At 59.9% G+C, this 17,375-nt stretch carries 19 protein-coding genes and 1 pseudogene; 6 read left to right on the top strand and 14 right to left on the bottom strand.

What is annotated here, in order from left to right; genetic code table 11:
• Position 1: 1 nt before the first annotated feature.
• From JFT87_RS23840 to soxR, 6 genes are all read right to left on the bottom strand, one after another.
• Positions 2-331 carry a hypothetical protein gene (locus JFT87_RS23840; RefSeq protein WP_201205389.1) on the bottom strand — a complete coding sequence of 110 codons (330 nt, stop codon included), beginning with the start codon at positions 329-331 and terminating at the stop codon, positions 2-4.
• Complete coding sequence (locus tag JFT87_RS23835; RefSeq protein ID WP_201205387.1) at positions 328-870, bottom strand: thiamine pyrophosphate-binding protein; 543 nt, start codon at positions 868-870, stop codon at positions 328-330. The genes JFT87_RS23840 and JFT87_RS23835 overlap by 4 nt, the downstream gene beginning before the upstream one ends.
• On the bottom strand, positions 867-2,069 hold the full coding sequence (locus JFT87_RS23830) for a PepSY-associated TM helix domain-containing protein (protein ID WP_201205385.1): 1,203 nt from the start codon (positions 2,067-2,069) through the stop codon (positions 867-869). Before JFT87_RS23830 ends, JFT87_RS23835 begins: the two co-directional genes overlap by 4 nt.
• A gap of 366 nt (positions 2,070-2,435) precedes the next feature.
• Positions 2,436-3,311, bottom strand: coding sequence for an alpha/beta fold hydrolase (locus JFT87_RS23825; protein WP_201205383.1), 876 nt, complete (start codon positions 3,309-3,311; stop codon positions 2,436-2,438).
• 243 nt (positions 3,312-3,554) lie between these two features.
• On the bottom strand, positions 3,555-4,013 hold the full coding sequence (locus JFT87_RS23820) for a VOC family protein (RefSeq protein WP_201191158.1): 459 nt from the start codon (positions 4,011-4,013) through the stop codon (positions 3,555-3,557).
• Positions 4,014-4,158: 145 nt separating this feature from the next.
• The gene (soxR, locus tag JFT87_RS23815; RefSeq protein WP_201205381.1) at positions 4,159-4,611 is read right to left on the bottom strand and encodes a redox-sensitive transcriptional activator SoxR; all 453 of its coding nucleotides are present in this window, start codon (positions 4,609-4,611) and stop codon (positions 4,159-4,161) included.
• A 93-nt stretch (positions 4,612-4,704) separates the two neighbouring features.
• Between soxR and JFT87_RS23810 the strand changes: the two genes are divergently transcribed.
• A complete protein-coding gene (locus JFT87_RS23810) occupies positions 4,705-5,076 on the top strand; it encodes an antibiotic biosynthesis monooxygenase (protein ID WP_201205379.1) in 372 nt (123 codons plus the stop codon).
• A 4-nt stretch (positions 5,077-5,080) separates the two neighbouring features.
• On the opposite strand, the gene JFT87_RS23805 is transcribed toward JFT87_RS23810, so the two are convergent.
• The 4 genes from JFT87_RS23805 to msuE form a co-directional block, all read right to left on the bottom strand.
• Positions 5,081-6,184, bottom strand: a complete 1,104-nt coding sequence (locus tag JFT87_RS23805; protein ID WP_201205377.1) for a sigma-54 interaction domain-containing protein — start codon at positions 6,182-6,184, stop codon at positions 5,081-5,083.
• Positions 6,185-6,209: 25 nt separating this feature from the next.
• Positions 6,210-7,397: an acyl-CoA dehydrogenase family protein gene (locus JFT87_RS23800; protein ID WP_201205375.1), complete on the bottom strand. Its 1,188-nt coding sequence runs from the start codon at positions 7,395-7,397 to the stop codon at positions 6,210-6,212.
• A gap of 122 nt (positions 7,398-7,519) precedes the next feature.
• On the bottom strand, positions 7,520-8,659 hold the full coding sequence (gene ssuD, locus JFT87_RS23795) for an FMNH2-dependent alkanesulfonate monooxygenase (RefSeq protein ID WP_201205373.1): 1,140 nt from the start codon (positions 8,657-8,659) through the stop codon (positions 7,520-7,522).
• 10 nt (positions 8,660-8,669) lie between these two features.
• The gene (gene msuE / locus JFT87_RS23790; protein WP_201205371.1) at positions 8,670-9,233 is read right to left on the bottom strand and encodes an FMN reductase; all 564 of its coding nucleotides are present in this window, start codon (positions 9,231-9,233) and stop codon (positions 8,670-8,672) included.
• 389 nt (positions 9,234-9,622) lie between these two features.
• Here msuE and JFT87_RS23785 point away from each other — a divergent pair, with 389 nt between their 5' ends.
• The 4 genes and pseudogenes from JFT87_RS23785 to JFT87_RS23770 all read left to right on the top strand — a co-directional run bounded on the left by JFT87_RS23785 (position 9,623) and on the right by JFT87_RS23770 (position 13,845).
• Positions 9,623-9,892 carry a hypothetical protein gene (locus JFT87_RS23785; protein ID WP_201205369.1) on the top strand — a complete coding sequence of 90 codons (270 nt, stop codon included), beginning with the start codon at positions 9,623-9,625 and terminating at the stop codon, positions 9,890-9,892.
• A 101-nt stretch (positions 9,893-9,993) separates the two neighbouring features.
• Positions 9,994-10,608, top strand: a complete 615-nt coding sequence (locus JFT87_RS23780; protein WP_201191143.1) for a LysE family translocator — start codon at positions 9,994-9,996, stop codon at positions 10,606-10,608.
• 205 nt (positions 10,609-10,813) lie between these two features.
• Positions 10,814-11,970 (top strand): annotated as a pseudogene (locus JFT87_RS23775) (aminotransferase class V-fold PLP-dependent enzyme).
• A 66-nt stretch (positions 11,971-12,036) separates the two neighbouring features.
• Entirely contained in the window at positions 12,037-13,845 is a 1,809-nt protein-coding gene (locus JFT87_RS23770) for an aminopeptidase P family protein (protein ID WP_201205367.1), read from the top strand.
• A gap of 43 nt (positions 13,846-13,888) precedes the next feature.
• On the opposite strand, the gene JFT87_RS23765 is transcribed toward JFT87_RS23770, so the two are convergent.
• The gene (locus tag JFT87_RS23765; protein WP_201205365.1) at positions 13,889-14,491 is read right to left on the bottom strand and encodes a 2-hydroxychromene-2-carboxylate isomerase; all 603 of its coding nucleotides are present in this window, start codon (positions 14,489-14,491) and stop codon (positions 13,889-13,891) included.
• Between the two features lie 37 nt (positions 14,492-14,528).
• Positions 14,529-15,257 carry an SDR family oxidoreductase gene (locus JFT87_RS23760; protein ID WP_201205363.1) on the bottom strand — a complete coding sequence of 243 codons (729 nt, stop codon included), beginning with the start codon at positions 15,255-15,257 and terminating at the stop codon, positions 14,529-14,531.
• A gap of 92 nt (positions 15,258-15,349) precedes the next feature.
• On the opposite strand from JFT87_RS23760, the gene JFT87_RS23755 reads away from it, so the two are divergent.
• Positions 15,350-15,928 carry a TetR/AcrR family transcriptional regulator gene (locus JFT87_RS23755; protein WP_201205361.1) on the top strand — a complete coding sequence of 193 codons (579 nt, stop codon included), beginning with the start codon at positions 15,350-15,352 and terminating at the stop codon, positions 15,926-15,928.
• Here the strand turns inward: JFT87_RS23755 and JFT87_RS23750 are convergent.
• Complete coding sequence (locus JFT87_RS23750) at positions 15,915-16,196, bottom strand: hypothetical protein (RefSeq protein WP_201205359.1); 282 nt, start codon at positions 16,194-16,196, stop codon at positions 15,915-15,917. The two genes, JFT87_RS23755 and JFT87_RS23750, sit on opposite strands and share 14 nt — an antisense overlap.
• A gap of 168 nt (positions 16,197-16,364) precedes the next feature.
• The gene (gene rhtA / locus JFT87_RS23745; protein WP_201191129.1) at positions 16,365-17,252 is read right to left on the bottom strand and encodes a threonine/homoserine exporter RhtA; all 888 of its coding nucleotides are present in this window, start codon (positions 17,250-17,252) and stop codon (positions 16,365-16,367) included.
• Between the last annotated feature and the right edge of the window lie 123 nt (positions 17,253-17,375).

Here is a 17,375-nt window from a genome sequence, read left to right as displayed (position 1 = left end):
CTCAGGGCGCCTCGATGTCGGCTTGGTCGATCTCGACCACGTGGCCGGGACCGGCGTCGAACAGCACATAAAACTCAGCGGCGGGTTTCTTGAAGATCAGGGTCGAGTCGGCCCCAAGCTTGCCCGGCAACAGAATGGTTTCGTCGTAGCCGATCACATCCAGCGTCACCCCCGGCGCGCTGCTGCCATCGGAAAAACCGCCAGTGCATTTGATCTGCTCGGCGTCGATGGCTTTGCATTCGCACATCGGGTTGTGGGCCATGGCGCTGGCGCTGAAACCGGTGCAGAGCACCAGTAACGCGGCGCGCAGAGGGCGAAAAGCGTTGCTCATGGTTTGCCTCCTTGTTTGTTCAGCCAAGCGATGGTGGCCGGCGATGCCTGGCTCAGCGGGATAGCGGCTTGATGCATGGCGCCGTCCCAGCCTTCCATGGTTATCCACAGCTCGGCGTCGGCCTGGGTTTTTTCCGGCACCGGTAACGAAGCACCCATGCGGTACGGTGTACCGAAGAAAATTACCCCGGCGGCGCGCAGGCTGCGGGGTTTGCCGATGCGCAGGTAAGTGGCTTTGACCTGTTCGATACAGGCGTCGCACAGCGCAGCGTTGAAGGCTTTTACGTGGCCGGTCGCGCCATCCCGACGCGGCGCTTCATCGCGCAACTCGGCCAGGCGCAGGCTCCAGGGACCGACCTGGATCTCGCCGATTTCGTGCTCGCCCAGCCCCGTGTCGCCGCGAATCAACGCGGCGTTGGTGAAGTATTTGGGCATGAACCCCAACGGGATCAGCAGCAACAGAATGTTCAGGTGAAAACGCCATTTGTGCCAAAGCACGTTCAGGCGCGAGGGCTGGGGGGCGGCAGTGGTTTTGCTCACAGGCTAGCCTCCGACGTCTCGCGGCTCATGCTCGGTTGCGCCGTGGCAGTGCGCTGTTTCTTGCTGCTGCGCTTAAGCGCATTGGCGGTGGCCAGGGCGGTGCGCTTGGTCCAGATCAGCAAGCCGCTGAGGACCATCATGCTCAGCACCAGGCCGAAGAAGAACCAGATCAACTTGATCCACAAACCACCGAAATCCCCGGTGTGCAATGGCCGCATGGATTCGGTGACGAACTCCAGCGTGGTGCGGTTCGAGAGCAGTCGCGAAGCAGCGATTTCGCCGTTGTACGGGTTGATGGTCGCCGTCTGGTACATCAGCGGATACCAACCACGGCCACCAATATCCAGGTGGCTGTAGGCGTTGCCCGGCAGGCTGATAAAACTGGCTTCCAGCCCCGGGATTTTTTGCATGGCGATTTCAATCGCCCGATCCAGCGGGATCTGCGGTGCCGGCGAACCATCCGGCGACAACGGCACGGCTTCACGGGCCATGGCCGGAATGATCGGTTCGCTGGAGATGGAAATCTGGTTGTCGAACAGCAGGGCTTCAATCAAAAACCAGGTACCGGTGACGGAAATGACCGCGATGAACCAGATCGACCAGATGCCGCTGAGTCGGTGAAAGTCGCCCCAGAAAATCCGCGCACCGTGACGAAAACGCAGGGTCGGCTTGAAGAAGCCTTTCCAGAATTTTTTGTAGACCACCAGCCCGGTAATCAGTGAAACCAGCAGCGGCAAGCCAAGGAACGACACCAGGTACCAGCCCCAACTGAAACCGTTGGTAAATGGCACCAGCCACCAGCCATGCAAGGCGCGGGTGAACGCCTTGAAGTCGAAGTCCGGTGCGGTGCCTTGAATCACCCCGGTGTAAGGATTGACGTAGACCGTCACCGAGCGCCCGTCGGGGTAGTTGACGTCCACGTCGAGGGCGAAGTGCGATTCGTCGGGGCGGTTGATGGCTGAGACGAGGGTCTGGGGTTCGGCTTTTTTCATGGCCGCGAGGATCTGGTCATAGCTGAGCCGCCGGGCATCGTCAGAAGGCGGGCTGGCGCGCATTTGTGGGTTGGCGAGCCAGACGATCTCCTGGCTGACGACGGCCAGGGTGCCGGTCACGCAGACGATCAAGACGAAAAACCAGATCGGCAACGCCAGCCAGCTATGGACCAGAAACCAGAGTTTTGAGCGGGATTTCTTCGACATGATTAAAGGTCTTGTATCGATGAGAGGGCCGTGCTGCGGGCTTCGTAGCGCGGTGACCCCTGAAAGCCCGGCCGTGGCTTTTGCCTACGCGGCCGGACTGCATCTATATAGGACGGATGAGCAGGGGAAATCCCGAAGGCGGAGATGAAAGAAAATGTTTCGCAGTTCCCCTTGTGGGAGCAGGCTGCCGGCGAATAAGGCGTGTGAGGTAATTCGTCTGTGCCTGACAGACCGCTTTCGCGGGCAAGCCTTGCTCGTACGTGCGCCAGTGTCGTTATGAAGGCGGATTCTGCTGTGGCGGGATATGCCACAACCGGCGCTGGCGGCATCAGCCGCCAGCGTGAGAGGGGGACTCTGAGGCTGGGTTCAGCGCAGGAAATCCAGGACTTCGGCGAGCAGCAGTTCGGGGGCTTCTTCGGCGATGTAATGGCCGGCGGGCAGTGCTTTGCCGCGCACGTCCGTGGCCACGCGTTGCCATTCCTTGAGCGGCTCGAAGCAGCGGCCGACCGTGCCTTCGGCGCCCCACAACACCAGCAGGGGAAGATTCAACTGATGGCCGGCGTCGATGTCGGCGCGGTCGTGGTCCAGATCAATGCTGGCGCTGGCGCGGTAGTCCTCGCAGATCCCGCGCGCGGTGCCGGGCAGTTTCAGGCAACGCAGGTATTCGCCAAACGCCTCGGCGGTGAACGGCTTGAGCCCGGCGCTGCGGCTGCCCATCACACTGCGCAGGTACGCTTCGGGATCGGCCTCGATCAGGGTTTCCGGCAACGGTGCCGGGCGGATCAGGAAGAACCAGTGCCAGTAGGCGCGGGCGAACGCTTCGTTGGTTTGCGCGTACATCGACAGGGTCGGGGCGATATCGAGCAGGACCATGCGTTGCACGGCATCGGGATGATCCAGCGCCAGACGATGGGCGACCCGGGCGCCACGGTCATGGGCCAGCACCGAGAACCGCTCGAAGCCCAAGGACTGCATCAGCGCCACACCGTCCTTGGCCATTTCGCGTTTGGAGTAGTGGGTGTGCTGATCGTTGGCCAGCGGTTTCGCGCTGTCGCCGTAACCGCGCAGGTCGGCGGCGACCACGGTGAAATGCTCGGCCAGTTGTTCGGCGATTTTGTGCCAGATGACGTGAGTCTGCGGGTGACCGTGCAACAACAGCAGGCCCGGCCCGATGCCGCCGATGCGGTAGGCGATGTCCACGCCGTTGACGTGGCGCTGGTCTTTCAGGAATCCGGCGAACATGGGGAGTGACTCCTTGTTGTAGTTGCCTGCATCCTGAAATTGTTGGCGCGTTAGGGCAAGGCGCAAAGCGTGGGGCGTTTGTTCATGAAGTGTGTTCGAGGAATATGCGCTGTCTGGAATGCCGCCTTCGCGAGCAAGCCCGCTCCCACAGTAGATCGGCTGTGTACACAAAATATGTGATCCACACCGATCCCCTGTGGGAGCGGGCTTGCTCGCGAAGAGGCCCGGTCAGGCACTGAAGACTCAACCCTGACTAAACATCTCCTTCGCCCTCTGCTCAATCTGCTCCTGCGTCAGGTCTTCCTTGCGTGTCGCCAGGAACCACAAATGCCCGTAGGGATCCTTCAAGGTCCCCGAGCGGTCGCCATAAAACTGATCCTTGACCTCGGACACCACCGTGCCACCGGCAGCAATTGCCTTGGCATAGGACTTGTCGACATCGGTCACATACAGGTGCAACCCCACGGACGGTGACTTGTCTGGGTTGCTCAACGGTCCTTGATCGCACGGCGTGCCGAGCATGATCGGGCAGTCGCCGATGCGCAGTTCAGCGTGGCCGATACCGCCGTCGGGCATGGACAGGCGCATGACTTCAATGGCGCCAAAGGCTTTTTTGTAGAACTCGATGGCTTCAGCGGCTTTCTGAATGCCCAGGTACGGGGTGATGCTGTGATAACCCTCTGGAATGGGTTTGACGCTCATGACGGTTCTCCCTGTTTTTTGTTTTGCGAGGTAAAGATTCACTATAGAACCGTCCTCGCCGCACGGATTTCCGCCCGACGAGCAGCAGGACGCGTGCGCATACTCTGTGGCTATGGGTAAATCCCCTTGCCACGGGCGTTCTCAGTCAATCTTTAGGGAAGTGCGGCCCCGGCCCCTGTTCCCCAAGCACATCGCCCTGATTGCGCAACGGGCAGGCTTCCATCGACAAACACCCACAGCCGATGCAGCCGTTGAGCCGGTCACGCAGCAGCGTCAACTGCTCGATCCGCTCATCCAGTTCCCGCCGCCACTGCTCGGACAACACCCGCCAGTCCGCCGCCGTCGGTGCGCGATCATCAGGCAGAATTTTCAGTGCCTCGCCAATCTCCGCCAACGGTATGCCCAGACGTTGCGCCACTTTGATCAGCGCCACCCGGCGCAACACTTCCCGCGGATAACGGCGCTGGTTGCCCTGATTGCGATGGCTCTTGATCAAGCCCTTGGTTTCATAGAAGTGCAGGGCCGTCACGGCCACGCCGCTGCGGGTGGCAACCTCGCCGACGGTGAGTTCTTTGTGCAGGTTCTGCGCGGTGATCATTGGAAAAACTCCTTGACCTCTAGTTAACTCGAGGTTTTACCCTGCAAGCCTTCGGATCGCAAGGTCCGGTTAACCGGTGAGTGGGGAGTCTTTATGCCGATGTCAGAGAAAAACCGCAGTTTCACCCAATTGATCGAATTCGAGATTGAACCGCATCAGCAACCGGCTCTAGTGTCGGCGCTGTCTGTCCAGACCGAGCGTCTGGCCCAGGATTTCAGCGGGTTTCTGAGTGCGAGCATCCAGGCCAGCGACGATGGTCGGCGGGTGCTCAATTACCTGCAATGGCAATCCCGCGAGGCGGGGGAAGCCGCATTCCAGCACTTTGAAAGCGGCGAGCAGGATTTCTGGCAACTGATCCGCGCCCACAAGGCGAAAGCCGTGACGTTCGGCTCATTCCAGGTGCTGCACAGCCTGGAGCGTAGTCACGACAACGCGCTGCACTGCAATTTGGTGCATTCCCGGTAAGCGCCTAGATCGACAACTGCATCAAGCGCTCGCCTTGCACGTTTTCCGTCGGGCGGCGTTTGTTCACTGCCAGTTCGCCGATCTTGATCAACCGCGTGCGGGTCACGTTGCGGCTCAAGCCCAGCAATGCGGCGGTGTGCACCTGGTTGTAATGGCTGAAGCGGTAAGCCGCGCGCAACAACGCGTCTTCGACTTTTTCGTGCAGCGCCCCGGCCTGTTCCTCGAAGAGCTTTTGAAAGGCTCGGTCGAGCAAGGCTTCCGGTGAGTCGTCGACGTTGCCGTGGTGATCGTCCTGACGCTCGATGCGCATGTTCGACAGGCGCAAGTCATCGCGTTCGATCACGCCGTTACGGCAGATCAGCAGGGTGTGGTGAATCACGTTTTCCAGTTCGCGGATGTTGCCCGGCCAACTGTAGCTGCGCAGTTTCAGTTCGGCTTCTTTGCTGATGGTGATCGTGCCGTAGCCGAGGCGCTGGCTGTAGGCTTCGACGAAGTGCCGGGTCAGCGGCAGGATGTCGCCGGGACGGTCGCGCAACGGGCTCAGCTCCAGGCTGACCACGTCGAGGCGGTAATACAGATCCTCGCGAAAGTGCCCGGCGTTGATGGCTTTCTCCAGTTGCACATTGGTCGCCGCCAGCACCCGTACGTCGATGGGAATGCTCTTGCGCGAACCGAGTCGCACCACTTCACGCTCCTGCAACACCCGCAACAACTTGACCTGAATCGCCATCGGCAAATCGCCGATTTCATCGAGGAACAAGGTGCCGCCATCCGCCTCTTCAAACCACCCGGCCTTGGCGCTGAGGGCGCCAGTGAAGGCGCCTTTTTCATGGCCGAACAGCTCGGCTTCGACCAGGGATTCGGAGAACGCGCCGCAGTTCACCGCCACGAACGGCCGGTTACGCCGGGCGCTGAGGTTGTGGATGTGCCGCGCCACCAACTCCTTGCCGGTGCCGGTTTCACCGATGATCAGCACGCTGGCTTCACTCGGGGCGACCTGTTGTAAATGCGCGAGCAACGCCTGGGATTTCGGATCTTCGAACACCTGCGCGGTGGCGCGGATCGACGTAGCGAGGGCGGGTGAGGGCGGTAGGGTCAGCAGTTGCATGGCAGCAGGCTCCATGAAGAGAAGGCTATGAATAGAAAGTCGGAATCGGCAGGGACTGGTTCAACGCCCAATCACCCAGTTCATGGAGTTTGTAATCCACCGGGTCGTGCAGGGTTTGCGTGCGCAGGTTGCGCCAGTGGCGGTCCAGTCGCAGCGAGGCGTGGGTCGAGCGCGCGCCGGTCACTTCGAACAAGCGGCTACAGAGTTCCAGGCCATTGCGGGTGGCAGCGACCTTGGCCGTGGCAATCGCTGTCGCCAGATGCCCGCGTTCTTCGGCGCTGAGATTCGGGCCTTTGGCCCAGGCCTTGTCGAGCAGTTCGGCGGCGCGTTCCACCAGCAATCGAACCCCTTCGAGAGCGACCCAGAATTCGCCGTAATGGCCGAGTACGTAGGGATCTTCACGCACATCCTGGGCGCTGGATTTATGCCAGGGTCGGGTTTCGGTGAGGGTGTATTGCCGCGCTTCTTCGAACGCCCCTTCGGCAATGCCAAGGAACATGTGGGTGAACGTCAGTTGAGCAATCAATGGCCGCAGGCACGCGAACGGTGTGCTCAACGGACCCGGATCCAGCAGCAGTTCCGATTCCTCGACCCGCACCCGTTCGAACGTCGCGCTGCCACTGTCGGTCTGGCGCTGGCCCATGTTGTTCCAGTCGTTGTGCAGGGTGATACCGCTGCGACCGCTGGGGATCGCGGCGATCAACAGCTTGCCGCCAGCACTTTCATCGACCGCCGAGGCGATCAGCATTTGTGAATCGCTGGCGCCGGAGCAGAAACTCTTCTTGCCGGAAAACTCGCGCCAGCCGCCGAGGTTCTTCACCACGGTGCGGGTGTCCAGCGGATTGAGGGCGTTGCCCCAGAACCAGTTCTTGCGCGCGGTTTGTTCGAACCACGGTTGCCACTGTTCGGGTTTGGCGAACAGGCGCACGGTGGCGAGCATCAGGTGATGGAAACCGAAGACATGGGCAATCGAGCTGTCGACCTTGGCGAACTCGCGCACGATGCTCAGGGTGTCACTCCAGCTGGCGCCGAGGCCGCCGTACTGGGTGGGAATGCTTAAGGCGAGCAGACCGCTGTGGCGCAAGGCATCACGTTCAGCCTTGGGCGTACCGCCGCGTTCGTCGCGCTCGACGGCGGTCAGGGCAAACTCGGCCGCCAACTGGCGAGCGGTGTGCAAAGGGGATAGCAGGGCGCTTTGTGGTTTGGCCGTCACACCCACACTCCTAAATTCAAACAGCCCCTGTAGGAGCTGCCGCAGGCTGCGATCCTTTGATCTGTTGTTAAAAAATCAAAGGCAAAGATTGCAGCCTGCGGCAACTTCTTAAGGGATTTGGGTCAGACTTTGGCCGGGAGTACGTCGTTGGCAATCATTTCGCCAAACGGCCCGGTGAGGTTGGTGACGCCCCGGCCAGCCAGGCTCGCATACGGTTCTGGCAGCAGCGGGAACACCAGCTCGGCAAAGCGATACGCCTCTTCCAGGTGCGGATAACCGGAGAAGATAAAGCTCTCGATCCCCAGGTCCGCGTACTCCTTGATCCTCGCCGCCACTTGTTGCGGATCGCCCACCAGTGCAGTCCCGGCACCGCCGCGCACCAGGCCGACACCGGCCCACAGGTTGGGCGCGATTTCCAGGTTGTCGCGACGTCCATCATGCAACGCGGCCATGCGCCGCTGGCCTTCGGAATCAAAACGCGAGAACGACTTCTGTGCGGCGGCGATGGTCTCGTCGCTGATGTGCTCAATCAGTTTGTCGGCAGCTTTCCAGGCCTCTTCGGCCGTCTCGCGAACGATCACGTGCAGGCGAATTCCGAACTTCACCGTGCGCCCGTTGCGTGCAGCACGCTCACGCACATCGGCGAGTTTTTCTGCCACGGCGGCCGGTGGCTCGCCCCAGGTAAGGTAAACATCGACCTGTTCGGCAGCGAGTTCATGGGCCGCTTCAGAAGAACCACCGAAGTACAGCGGCGGGTAGGGCTTTTGCACCGGTGGATACAGTGCTTTGGCGTTCTGCACTTTCAAGTGCTTGCCGTCGAAATCCACCGCCTCGCCTTGCAGCACCCGGCGCCAGATTTTCAGGAATTCATCGGTGACTTCGTAGCGTTCACTGTGGCTGAGGAAACTGCCGTCGCCACGGTTTTCGTCCGGATCACCACCGGTCACCACGTTGATCAGCAAGCGGCCGTTGGACAGGCGATCCAGCGTCGCCGCCATCCGCGCCGAAACGGTGGGCGAAATGATCCCCGGCCGAATCGCCACCAGATAGCGCAGGCGCTCGGTCAAAGGCACCAGCGCCGAGGCGATTACCCAGGAGTCCTCGCAAGAACGCCCGGTGGGGATCAGCACACCGTGATAGCCGAGGCTGTCGGCGGCCTGCGCAACCTGTTTCAGATAGTTCAGCGTGACCGGGCGCGCACCTTGGGTGGTGCCCAGATAGTGGCCGTCGCCGTGGGTCGGCAGAAACCAGAAAACATCCATGCACGACTCCTCAGGCGATCTTCAGCAACGGTTTGATTTGCGTAGCGAACAGCGGCGCAGCGCGTTCGGCGGCCAGGCGAATGCGTGCTTTCAGCGCTTCGCTGGTGATCTGGTAATCGGCGAAATCGGCTTCGGTGGCGTACACGCCAATCGGCAGGGTGACGGCCTGGAAGAAGCTCAGCAGTGGGCGCAACTGATGATCGAGGACCAGCGCGTGCCGTTCGCTGCCACCGGTGGCTGCGAGCAGCACCGGGGTGTCGATCAGTGCATTGAGGTCGATCAGGTCGAACAGATGCTTGAGCAGGCCCGGATATGAGCCGCGATACACCGGCGCGGCAACGATCAGCAGATCGGCCTGTTCGATGGCTTGCAACTCGGCCTCGACTTCAGCGCTCAGCTCTTGACGCGAGAGGGCACTGCCGAGCGGGCGGGCGATATCGCCGAGTTCGATCAAATGGCTCTCGATCGGCAAATGCCCGGACAGTTCGGACAACAGCGCTTGGGTCAGCACCAATGTGCGAGAAGGACGCCAGGTGCCACCGGACAAGGCGACGACTTTCAGGGGACGCGACATGATCAATTCCTTTTTCAACAGTTGCTCAGTGAGCAGTGAATGAGTCACTGGACTTGAGCAAGTGCTGTACCAATTCCTGTGAGTCCCGGTTTACGGGGCTTACAGCGCTATGCCAAAGCCTGCGTGTGTGAGTTTCAGCGCGGTTTGTTGAATTGCTGTTGGCTGGGCAACAGTTGCTGGAGCAACAGTGCCGAGCGCATGAGGGGATTTATAAAGGCTGATGGTTATTCCGTAAAAGAACCTTAATCGATATTTATAGATCTTTTGGAGATATAAGAACAAGCGTGTCGAATTTCTGATAGCCACTATTGAGAGCGTTGATTTTTGCGCGAGCTTTGCCGGGCGTAGCCTTGCTCCATCAACCCCCATTGCTCGCCAGGACGCTCCCCATGAATCGGTTACTCGCTGTTTCCTTGCTGCTCGCCGTCTCCGTACTCACTGGATGTGCAAGCCATGTTTCCCCGGAATTGCGTCCCTACACCGCCGAAGAAACCAAGGAACTGGCGCTGGAAGCCTTGAACCGCCGGGGTTTGTCCTTCGATGAATACCAAATGAAAAAAGCTGCATTGCTCGGCCAGCCACAGAAGTCATACGGTTTTGATAGCCAAGGCGAAATGAACGCCGAGCGTGCCGTACACCTTCACGGTCGCCCAAGCTGATTCGCGACTGTACTGCTCGAACTTTCACGTAACTGTCCGTGGGTTTTGCGCAAGGCGTGCGATAGGGTCAATACCTGACTGACCCTGACGGACTGCCACCGATGACGCTCTCGCTCGATCTGCTGCTGGGCTTCGCCCTGTTTGCCCTCGTCACCTCAATTACTCCCGGCCCGAACAACACCATGTTGCTGGCATCGGGCGTGAACTTCGGCTTTAATCGCACCATCCCCCATATGCTCGGCATCACTTGCGGCTTCTTTGTCCTGGTGGTCGCGGTGGGTTTCGGCCTGGGCGCGGTGTTTCAAACCTATCCGTTGCTCTACACGGTTTTGCGTTACGTCGGCGCGGCGTACTTGCTCTACCTGGCGTGGAAGATCGCCCATTCCGGTCCCGTCTCCGAGAGCGAAAAGGGCGAAAGTAAACCGATCAGTTACCTCAGCGCTGCGGCGTTTCAGTGGGTCAATCCCAAGGCCTGGATCATGGCCATCGGTGCCATCAGTACCTACACGCCGATGCAGGGCTACTTCACCAATGTGATCGTGATTGCGGCAGTGTTCGCCTTGATCAACCTGCCTAGCGTTGGTGTCTGGGCGGGTTGCGGTACTTTGTTGCGCAATGTGTTGAAGGATCGCCGTTGGTTGCGGATCTTCAACTGGGGCATGGCCCTGCTGCTGGTGGCTTCGTTGTATCCGTTGTTGATCGAAAGCTTTCGCTGACGCATTGCTTCAACCGGTTGGCCGATGCCTGTTAAGCTCGACTTCAGGAGCGTTCCTACGCACTTTTAAATGAAGTTGTTCTTCTTTAACGGCCTCCGATCAGGTATTGATGACGCTCTCGAACCAACGCGCAGCTCACAAGGCTGCGTTGTGCCGTTTGCAGACACGAGCCTCCTGATCCCGGAACACGCTCTGCGAGTCTTTTATGAACACACGTCCGTTGTATTTCGATTACGCCGCCACCACCCCGGTGGACGAGCGGGTCATCCAGGTGATGATCGAGTGTCTGGGGTTTCACGGTAATTTCGGCAACCCGGCCTCAAGCTCCCACGCCTTCGGCCAGCAAGCCTGGCACACGGTCGAGCAGGCCCGCCGGCAGGTCGCCGAACTGGTCGGTGCCCAGGCCGAACAGATCGTCTGGACTTCCGGTGCGACCGAGTCCAACAACCTCGCCCTCAAAGGCGTGGCCCAGGCGCGCGGTGTGCCTGGCGGCCACATCATCACCAGTCAGATCGAACACAAAGCCATCCTTGATACCGCCCGCCAGTTGCAGGACGGCGGCGTCGCCGTGACCTATCTGGTGCCGGACGCCGAAGGCCTGATTACGCCGCAAGCGGTCAGTGAAGCCATGCGTGACGACACCTTTCTGGTGTCGCTGATGCTGGTCAACAATGAGCTGGGCACCGTCAACGATGTGCAGGCCATTGGTGAAGTGGTGCGCAGTCGCGGGGCGCTGTTCCACGTCGATGCGGCGCAGGGCGCCGGCAAAGTCGCGATCGATCTGGCGCAGTGGCCGGTCGACCTGATGTCGTTTTCGGCGCACAAACTCTATGGGCCCAAAGGCATTGGTGCGTTGTATGTCGGCCCGCGAGCGCAGCAACGTTTGCACGCCCAGATTCACGGTGGCGGTCACGAAGGTGGCTTGCGTTCCGGGACTTTGGCAACCCACCAGATTGCCGGCATGGGCGCGGCGTTTGCCTTGGCCGCATCGGCGTTTGATGAAGAGAAAAAACCATCGTCGCTTTGCGCGAGCGTTTGCTCGAACAACTGCTGAGTCTGCCCGGCGTGCGCCTCAACGGCAGCGTTGGCCAACGTATCCCGCACACCTTGAGCCTGACGTTCAGCGAGGGTGAGTTCAACAGCACCGCGCTGGGCCATTCGATCGCATTTTCCGCGACCTCGGCCTGCAACTCCGCCAGCAATGCTCCGTCCCATGTGTTGCTGGCGCTGGGGCACGACGCTCGCTCGGCCGGCCGTACCATTCGCTTGAGCCTGGGGCGTTTCACCACCGAGCAAGACATCGATCAAGCGGTCGAACTGATTAAAGCGGCTTGCGCCAGTGCGCCGGCATTCTGGCAATAAGGCTATGAAAGCGCCGACTCAGATCGGCACTCAACAATAATGATGAAGTGGTTAGCAGGAGACATGATGAGTACGCAGCCTTTGATCAATGGATTGGTACCCCAGCGCCTGGCGCAAACCCGCGAGCTGATGAGCCGGGAGGGTATTCATGCCCTGCTGGTGCCGTCGGCCGACCCGCATTTGTCGGAATACCTGCCGGGTTACTGGCAAGGTCGGCAATGGCTGTCGGGCTTCCACGGCTCGGTCGGCACCCTGATCGTCACGCCGGATTTTGCCGGTGTCTGGGCCGACAGTCGTTATTGGGAGCAAGCGAGCAAGGAGCTCAAGGGCAGCGGCATCGAACTGGTCAAGCTGCAACCGGGTCAACCCGGGCCGCTGGACTGGCTGGCGGAACAAACCCCTGAAGGTGGCGTCGTTGCCGTCGATGGTGCAGTGATGGCTGTGGCGTCGGCGCGGACGCTGGGCGGCAAACTCGAAGAACGCGGTGCCCGACTGCGCACTGACATCGATTTGTTGAGCGAAGTCTGGAGCGACCGTCCGACGCTGCCGAACGAGCCGATCTATCAACATTTGCCGCCGCAAGCGACCGTCAGTCGTGGCGAGAAACTCGCCAAACTGCGCGAAACCTTGCAGGCGCGCGGAGCTGACTGGCATTTCATCGCCACCCTTGACGATATCGCCTGGCTGTTCAACCTGCGCGGCGGCGATGTGTCGTTTAATCCGGTGTTCGTGTCCTTCGCCTTGATCAGCCAGAAGCAGGCCACCTTATTCGTGGCCCTGAGCAAAGTCAGCGCCGAACTGCGTGCGATCCTCGAACAGGACGGCGTGACACTGCGCGACTACAGCGAAGTGGCCGATGCCCTGCGCGCCGTGCCGAGCGGCGCGAGCCTGCAGGTCGATCCGGCCCGCGTTACTGCCGGTCTACTGGATAACCTGAGCAGTGGCGTGAAACTGCTGGAAGGCCTGAACCCGACTACTTTGGCCAAATCACAAAAAAGCCTGGCCGACGCTGAACACATTCGTCAGGCCATGGAGCAGGACGGCGCGGCGCTGTGCGAATTTTTCGCCTGGCTGGAGTCGGCATGGGGCCGCGAGCGCATCACCGAACTGACCATCGACGAACACCTGACCGCCGCCCGTACCCGGCGTCCGGATTATGTGTCGCTGAGTTTCAACACCATTGCCGCATTCAACGCCAATGGCGCGATGCCGCACTACCACGCCACTGAAGAAGAACACGCAGTTATCGAGGGTGACGGCCTGTTGTTGATCGACTCCGGCGGCCAGTACCTGGGCGGCACCACCGACATTACGCGGATGGTTCCGGTCGGTACGCCGACCGATGAGCAGAAACGCGATTGCACGCGGGTGCTCAAGGGCGTGATCGCGTTGTCCCGTGCGCAATTCCCTCGGGGCATTCTGTCGCCGCTGCTGGACTCCATCGCTCGCGCGCCGATCTGGGCGGAGAGCGTGGATTACGGTCACGGCACCGGTCATGGCGTCGGTTACTTCCTGAACGTTCATGAGGGCCCTCAAGTGATTGCCTATCAAGCCGCAGCCGCACCGCAAACTGCGATGCAGCCGGGGATGATTACCTCCATTGAGCCGGGGACTTATCGTCCGGGTCGTTGGGGCGTGCGGATCGAAAACCTGGTGTTGAACCGTGAAGCAGGCAAGAGCGAGTTCGGTGAGTTCCTGAAATTCGAAACCCTGACCCTGTGCCCGATCGACACTCGATGCCTTGAGCCGTCGTTGCTGACGCTGGACGAAAAACAGTGGTTCAACGCCTATCACGCCGAAGTGTGTGAGCGCTTGAGCCCGTTGCTCGACGGTGCTGCCCTTGAATGGTTGAAAACCCGGACCGCAGCTATTTAAGCAGTCGACGCTCGGGCGCTGACGTCAGCGCTCGAGCGGTGGCTTAGATCGAGTTGTGGCGCAATGCCTCTTCGACGAAGTCCAAGCGGTCCTGGCCGAAGAACAGTTGATTGTCGATAAACATGCTCGGTGCGCCGAATACGCCGCGTCGCACGGCTTTCTCGGTGTTGTCCTTGAGGGCGGCTTTGACTTCCTCGTCGGCGGTCAGGGCCAGTACCTCGTTCGGGTCGAAACCGTTCTGCGTCAATACGGCCGCGACGGTCGCCGGATCATTGAGACTGCGACCTTCGACCCAGAGGGCGATGAACAGGCAATCGATGAACGCCTGGAAACGCTCGGGATGGCGCAATTGCATGCCGGTGACGGCGCGCATGAGCATCAGTGTATTGATCGGGAAATGCGGGTTGAACTTCAGCGGAACGCCGTAGCGTTTGGCGTAGCGGTCCAGGTCCTGAAACATGTAGCGACCCTTGGCTGGGATGGTCGCCGGTGAAGCGTTGCCGGTGGCTTTGAAGACGCCGCCCAGCAGCATGGGAATGTAGATCAGTTGGCTGCCGGTCTGCGCGCAGATCTTCGGCAGTTGGGTGTACGCCAGATAGGTGGCGGGGCTGCCCAGATCGAAGTAAAACTCCACGGTTTTGCTCATGGTCAATGCGCTCTGCTTATTGTTGTTGGGGGAGGGCTTACCAGCGTTCGCTCCAGGGGCGCAGGTCGAGCTCGAAGGTCCAGGCGTCCCGAGGCTGACTGTGCAGGTACCAGTAGTTTTCGGCAATGTGCTCGGGGTTGAGAATGCCGTCCTGATCTTTGGTCGCGTACTTTTCCGGGAAGTTGTCACGGATAAAGTCGGTGTCTATGGCACCGTCGACCACGATGTGGGCGACGTGGATGTTCATCGGTCCCAATTCTCGGGCCATGCTTTGGGCCAGGGCGCGAATGCCGTGTTTGGCGCCGGCGAACGCTGCAAACCCTGCCGCTCCACGCATGCCAGCGGTGGCGCCGGTAAACAGGATCGTTCCCCGTTGGCGTGTGGCCATGCGCTTGGCCACTTCGCGAGCGTTGAGGAACCCCGAGAAACAGGCCATTTCCCAGATCTTGAAATACTTGCGGGCGGTTTCTTCGAGAATGCTGCACGGCACATTGGCGCCGATATTGAACACGAATGCTTCGATGGGGCCGATCTGGGTTTCGATTTGCTCGACCAGCGCAATCACGTCCTCTTCCTTGCGCGCGTCACAGGCGAAACCGTGAGCTTCGCCACCACTGGCCTTGATGGCATCCACCAACGGCTGGAGTTTGTCGGCGCTGCGTCGGGTGACGCAGGCGATAAAACCTTCTTGCGCAAAGCGTTTGGCAATAGCGCCACCGGTAGCATCCCCAGCGCCGACAATCAGTACGACCTTCTTGTTATTCATGGGTAGATCCCTTTGGTAAACGATCGTTAACTAAACGAACGTTATGCTACGATCCGGCTAACGTCAAGGTGATCAATCCTGAGGACAAGGCAATGCGTTACTCGCCCAATCACAAGCTGGAAACCAAAGAGAAATTGCTGGAAAGCAGTGCGGTGTCGGCCAAGAAGTCTGGTTTTGCAACGGTCGGTGTCGATGGTTTGATGAAGGCGATCGGCTTGAGTGGCGGGGCGTTCTACAGTCACTTTTCGTCAAAGGATGAACTGTTTGCGGCGATCGTCGAGCGAGAGTTGTGCCAAAGCCTGGCCCGGTTAGGCGGTCATGGTGAGCAGGATCGCGCAAGGCTGGAGCGTTGCCTCAAGCACTACCTGAGCATGGCCCATGTCGAGCAGCCTGAGTCCGGGTGTGCATTGCCTGTGTTAGGTGCGGAGATTGCCCGCTCAGACATCGTGGTACGCCAGCAGGCAGAGATCTGGATTTGTCGGCTTCAGGAGAGTTGGGCGCGGATTCTGGATAGCGACAGCCTGGCGTGGGCGATTCTGTCGCAATGCATCGGTGCGTTGGTCGTGGCGCGAATGTTGGCCACTGCGGACATCCAGCGCACCGTGCTGCAGTCCTGTCACGATGAGATTGGCCGCCAGATCGCCGGGCGGCCTCAGGCTATTTGCAAATGACGATCATGCTGCGACTGGTGTAGCCGGCAGGATTAAGGCCGAACGGATAGTCGCCAGGCTCTTCCACCGCGTCCCCCGACTTGGCGATAACCTTGTAGCCCTTTGGCGCACACGAGTCGGCGGCGCTGGTGTAGCACTTGTCCCAAGACGATGAGAGCCCCGAACAGTTGATATGCAGCCCTTTTTTGCCGTGTTTGACCTGGGTTTTAGTGGTCGCCGCGCAGCCCGCAACTGCGAGAACGGCGATCAGTATCAAAATTCGTTTCATTGCTGTCCTTATAGCGGCCCGGATCTTTCGCCCAAGTCTGGCTGCATTCGCTTTCGTTTGACGCGCTCTAATGTCCCTATCTGAAAAAAGTCCATGTGTGGCACTGGGTTGCGGGCCTAAACATGGCCTAATTGAGCGGCAAATGCCAGAGCTTCGTCAAATCCTGTATCAATCTGCAGCGACCGCCGGCTTGGCGGCACTGCCCATGGTCATGGTCGCGCCGACTGAGGCAAGAATGATGCACATGATGGCCATCCACTGTGATAACGAAAGGTACTCGTGGAGGAAAAGCAGGCCCGACAGCGCGCCGAATGCCGGCTCAATGCTCATCAATGTGCCGAAGGTGCGTGCTGGCATTCGGGTCAGAGCGACCATTTCCAGTGTGTAGGGCAGGGCGGTGGAAAGAATGGCAACGCCGATTGCCACGGGGATCAGTGACGGCGTCAGCAAAGCAGCACCTGCGTGAACAATCCCGATAGGCGCGACGAACAGTGCGGCAATCATGACGCCCAGCGCGGCGGTGGTTACGCCATTGTCAGCCCCTGCCTTCTGGCCGAACAGAATGTACAGCGCCCAGCAGGCACCGGCTCCCAATGCATAGCCAGCCCCCACCAGATCAATTCCGGCCGTTGTGGCGCCCGTCGGTATCAATAGCAGTAAACCCACAGCGGCAAGTGCGATCCACAGAAAGTCGATGGCGCGACGTGAGGCATAGATCGCGACGGCCAGCGGCCCGGTGAACTCCAGGGCTACGGCAATGCCGAGCGGGACAGTACGCAGGGACATATAGAAGAGGAAGTTCATGCCGCCCAGCGCCATCCCGTAGATGATGACGGTGCGCAAGGATTTTGCGGTGAGCTTCGCTCGCCATGGACGCAATAGCAGCAGCATGATCACGCTGGCAAATACCAGTCGTAGGGTGGTGGTCCCTTGAGCACCGACTACAGGAAACATGCTTTTAGCCAGGGACGCGCCGGACTGGATCGATGCCATGGCTATTAATAGCAGGCCAACCGAAAAGAGGGTCGAGGCAAGGCTGCGGGGTTGGTCATTCATTGCAAGGCATCGTCCGAAGTGGGTAGCGAAAGTATTGCTATATGGTTTGGGCAATATACTGCGCATTCGTTGTGGTCGCGTCTATATATAAGCAGGCTTTTTAGAAGAGTTGATAGAAAGACA

Origin of the sequence: Pseudomonas sp. TH15 (genome assembly GCF_016651105.1) — a bacterium.
GTDB lineage: Bacteria > Pseudomonadota > Gammaproteobacteria > Pseudomonadales > Pseudomonadaceae > Aquipseudomonas.
The sequence above is the reverse complement of the archived record's forward strand: the minus strand, read 5'-3'. Positions and strand labels throughout refer to the sequence as shown.

Excerpts from the sequence above, each read along its gene's own strand:
- JFT87_RS23750 (WP_201205359.1), bottom strand. The coding sequence starts at position 16,196 with ATGAAACGAATTTTGATACTGATCGCCGTTCTCGCAGTTGCGGGCTGC.
- JFT87_RS23770 (WP_201205367.1), top strand. The coding sequence starts at position 12,037 with ATGAGTACGCAGCCTTTGATCAATGGATTGGTACCCCAGCGCCTGGCG.
- msuE (WP_201205371.1), bottom strand. The coding sequence starts at position 9,233 with ATGTCGCGTCCCCTGAAAGTCGTCGCCTTGTCCGGTGGCACCTGGCGT.
- rhtA (WP_201191129.1), bottom strand. The coding sequence starts at position 17,252 with ATGAATGACCAACCCCGCAGCCTTGCCTCGACCCTCTTTTCGGTTGGC.
- JFT87_RS23810 (WP_201205379.1), top strand. The coding sequence starts at position 4,705 with ATGCCGATGTCAGAGAAAAACCGCAGTTTCACCCAATTGATCGAATTC.
- ssuD (WP_201205373.1), bottom strand. The coding sequence starts at position 8,659 with ATGGATGTTTTCTGGTTTCTGCCGACCCACGGCGACGGCCACTATCTG.
- JFT87_RS23805 (WP_201205377.1), bottom strand. The coding sequence starts at position 6,184 with ATGCAACTGCTGACCCTACCGCCCTCACCCGCCCTCGCTACGTCGATC.
- soxR (WP_201205381.1), bottom strand. The coding sequence starts at position 4,611 with ATGATCACCGCGCAGAACCTGCACAAAGAACTCACCGTCGGCGAGGTT.
- JFT87_RS23780 (WP_201191143.1), top strand. The coding sequence starts at position 9,994 with ATGACGCTCTCGCTCGATCTGCTGCTGGGCTTCGCCCTGTTTGCCCTC.
- JFT87_RS23820 (WP_201191158.1), bottom strand. The coding sequence starts at position 4,013 with ATGAGCGTCAAACCCATTCCAGAGGGTTATCACAGCATCACCCCGTAC.
- JFT87_RS23765 (WP_201205365.1), bottom strand. The coding sequence starts at position 14,491 with ATGAGCAAAACCGTGGAGTTTTACTTCGATCTGGGCAGCCCCGCCACC.
- JFT87_RS23825 (WP_201205383.1), bottom strand. The coding sequence starts at position 3,311 with ATGTTCGCCGGATTCCTGAAAGACCAGCGCCACGTCAACGGCGTGGAC.
- JFT87_RS23840 (WP_201205389.1), bottom strand. The coding sequence starts at position 331 with ATGAGCAACGCTTTTCGCCCTCTGCGCGCCGCGTTACTGGTGCTCTGC.
- JFT87_RS23755 (WP_201205361.1), top strand. The coding sequence starts at position 15,350 with ATGCGTTACTCGCCCAATCACAAGCTGGAAACCAAAGAGAAATTGCTG.
- JFT87_RS23785 (WP_201205369.1), top strand. The coding sequence starts at position 9,623 with ATGAATCGGTTACTCGCTGTTTCCTTGCTGCTCGCCGTCTCCGTACTC.
- JFT87_RS23830 (WP_201205385.1), bottom strand. The coding sequence starts at position 2,069 with ATGTCGAAGAAATCCCGCTCAAAACTCTGGTTTCTGGTCCATAGCTGG.
- JFT87_RS23760 (WP_201205363.1), bottom strand. The coding sequence starts at position 15,257 with ATGAATAACAAGAAGGTCGTACTGATTGTCGGCGCTGGGGATGCTACC.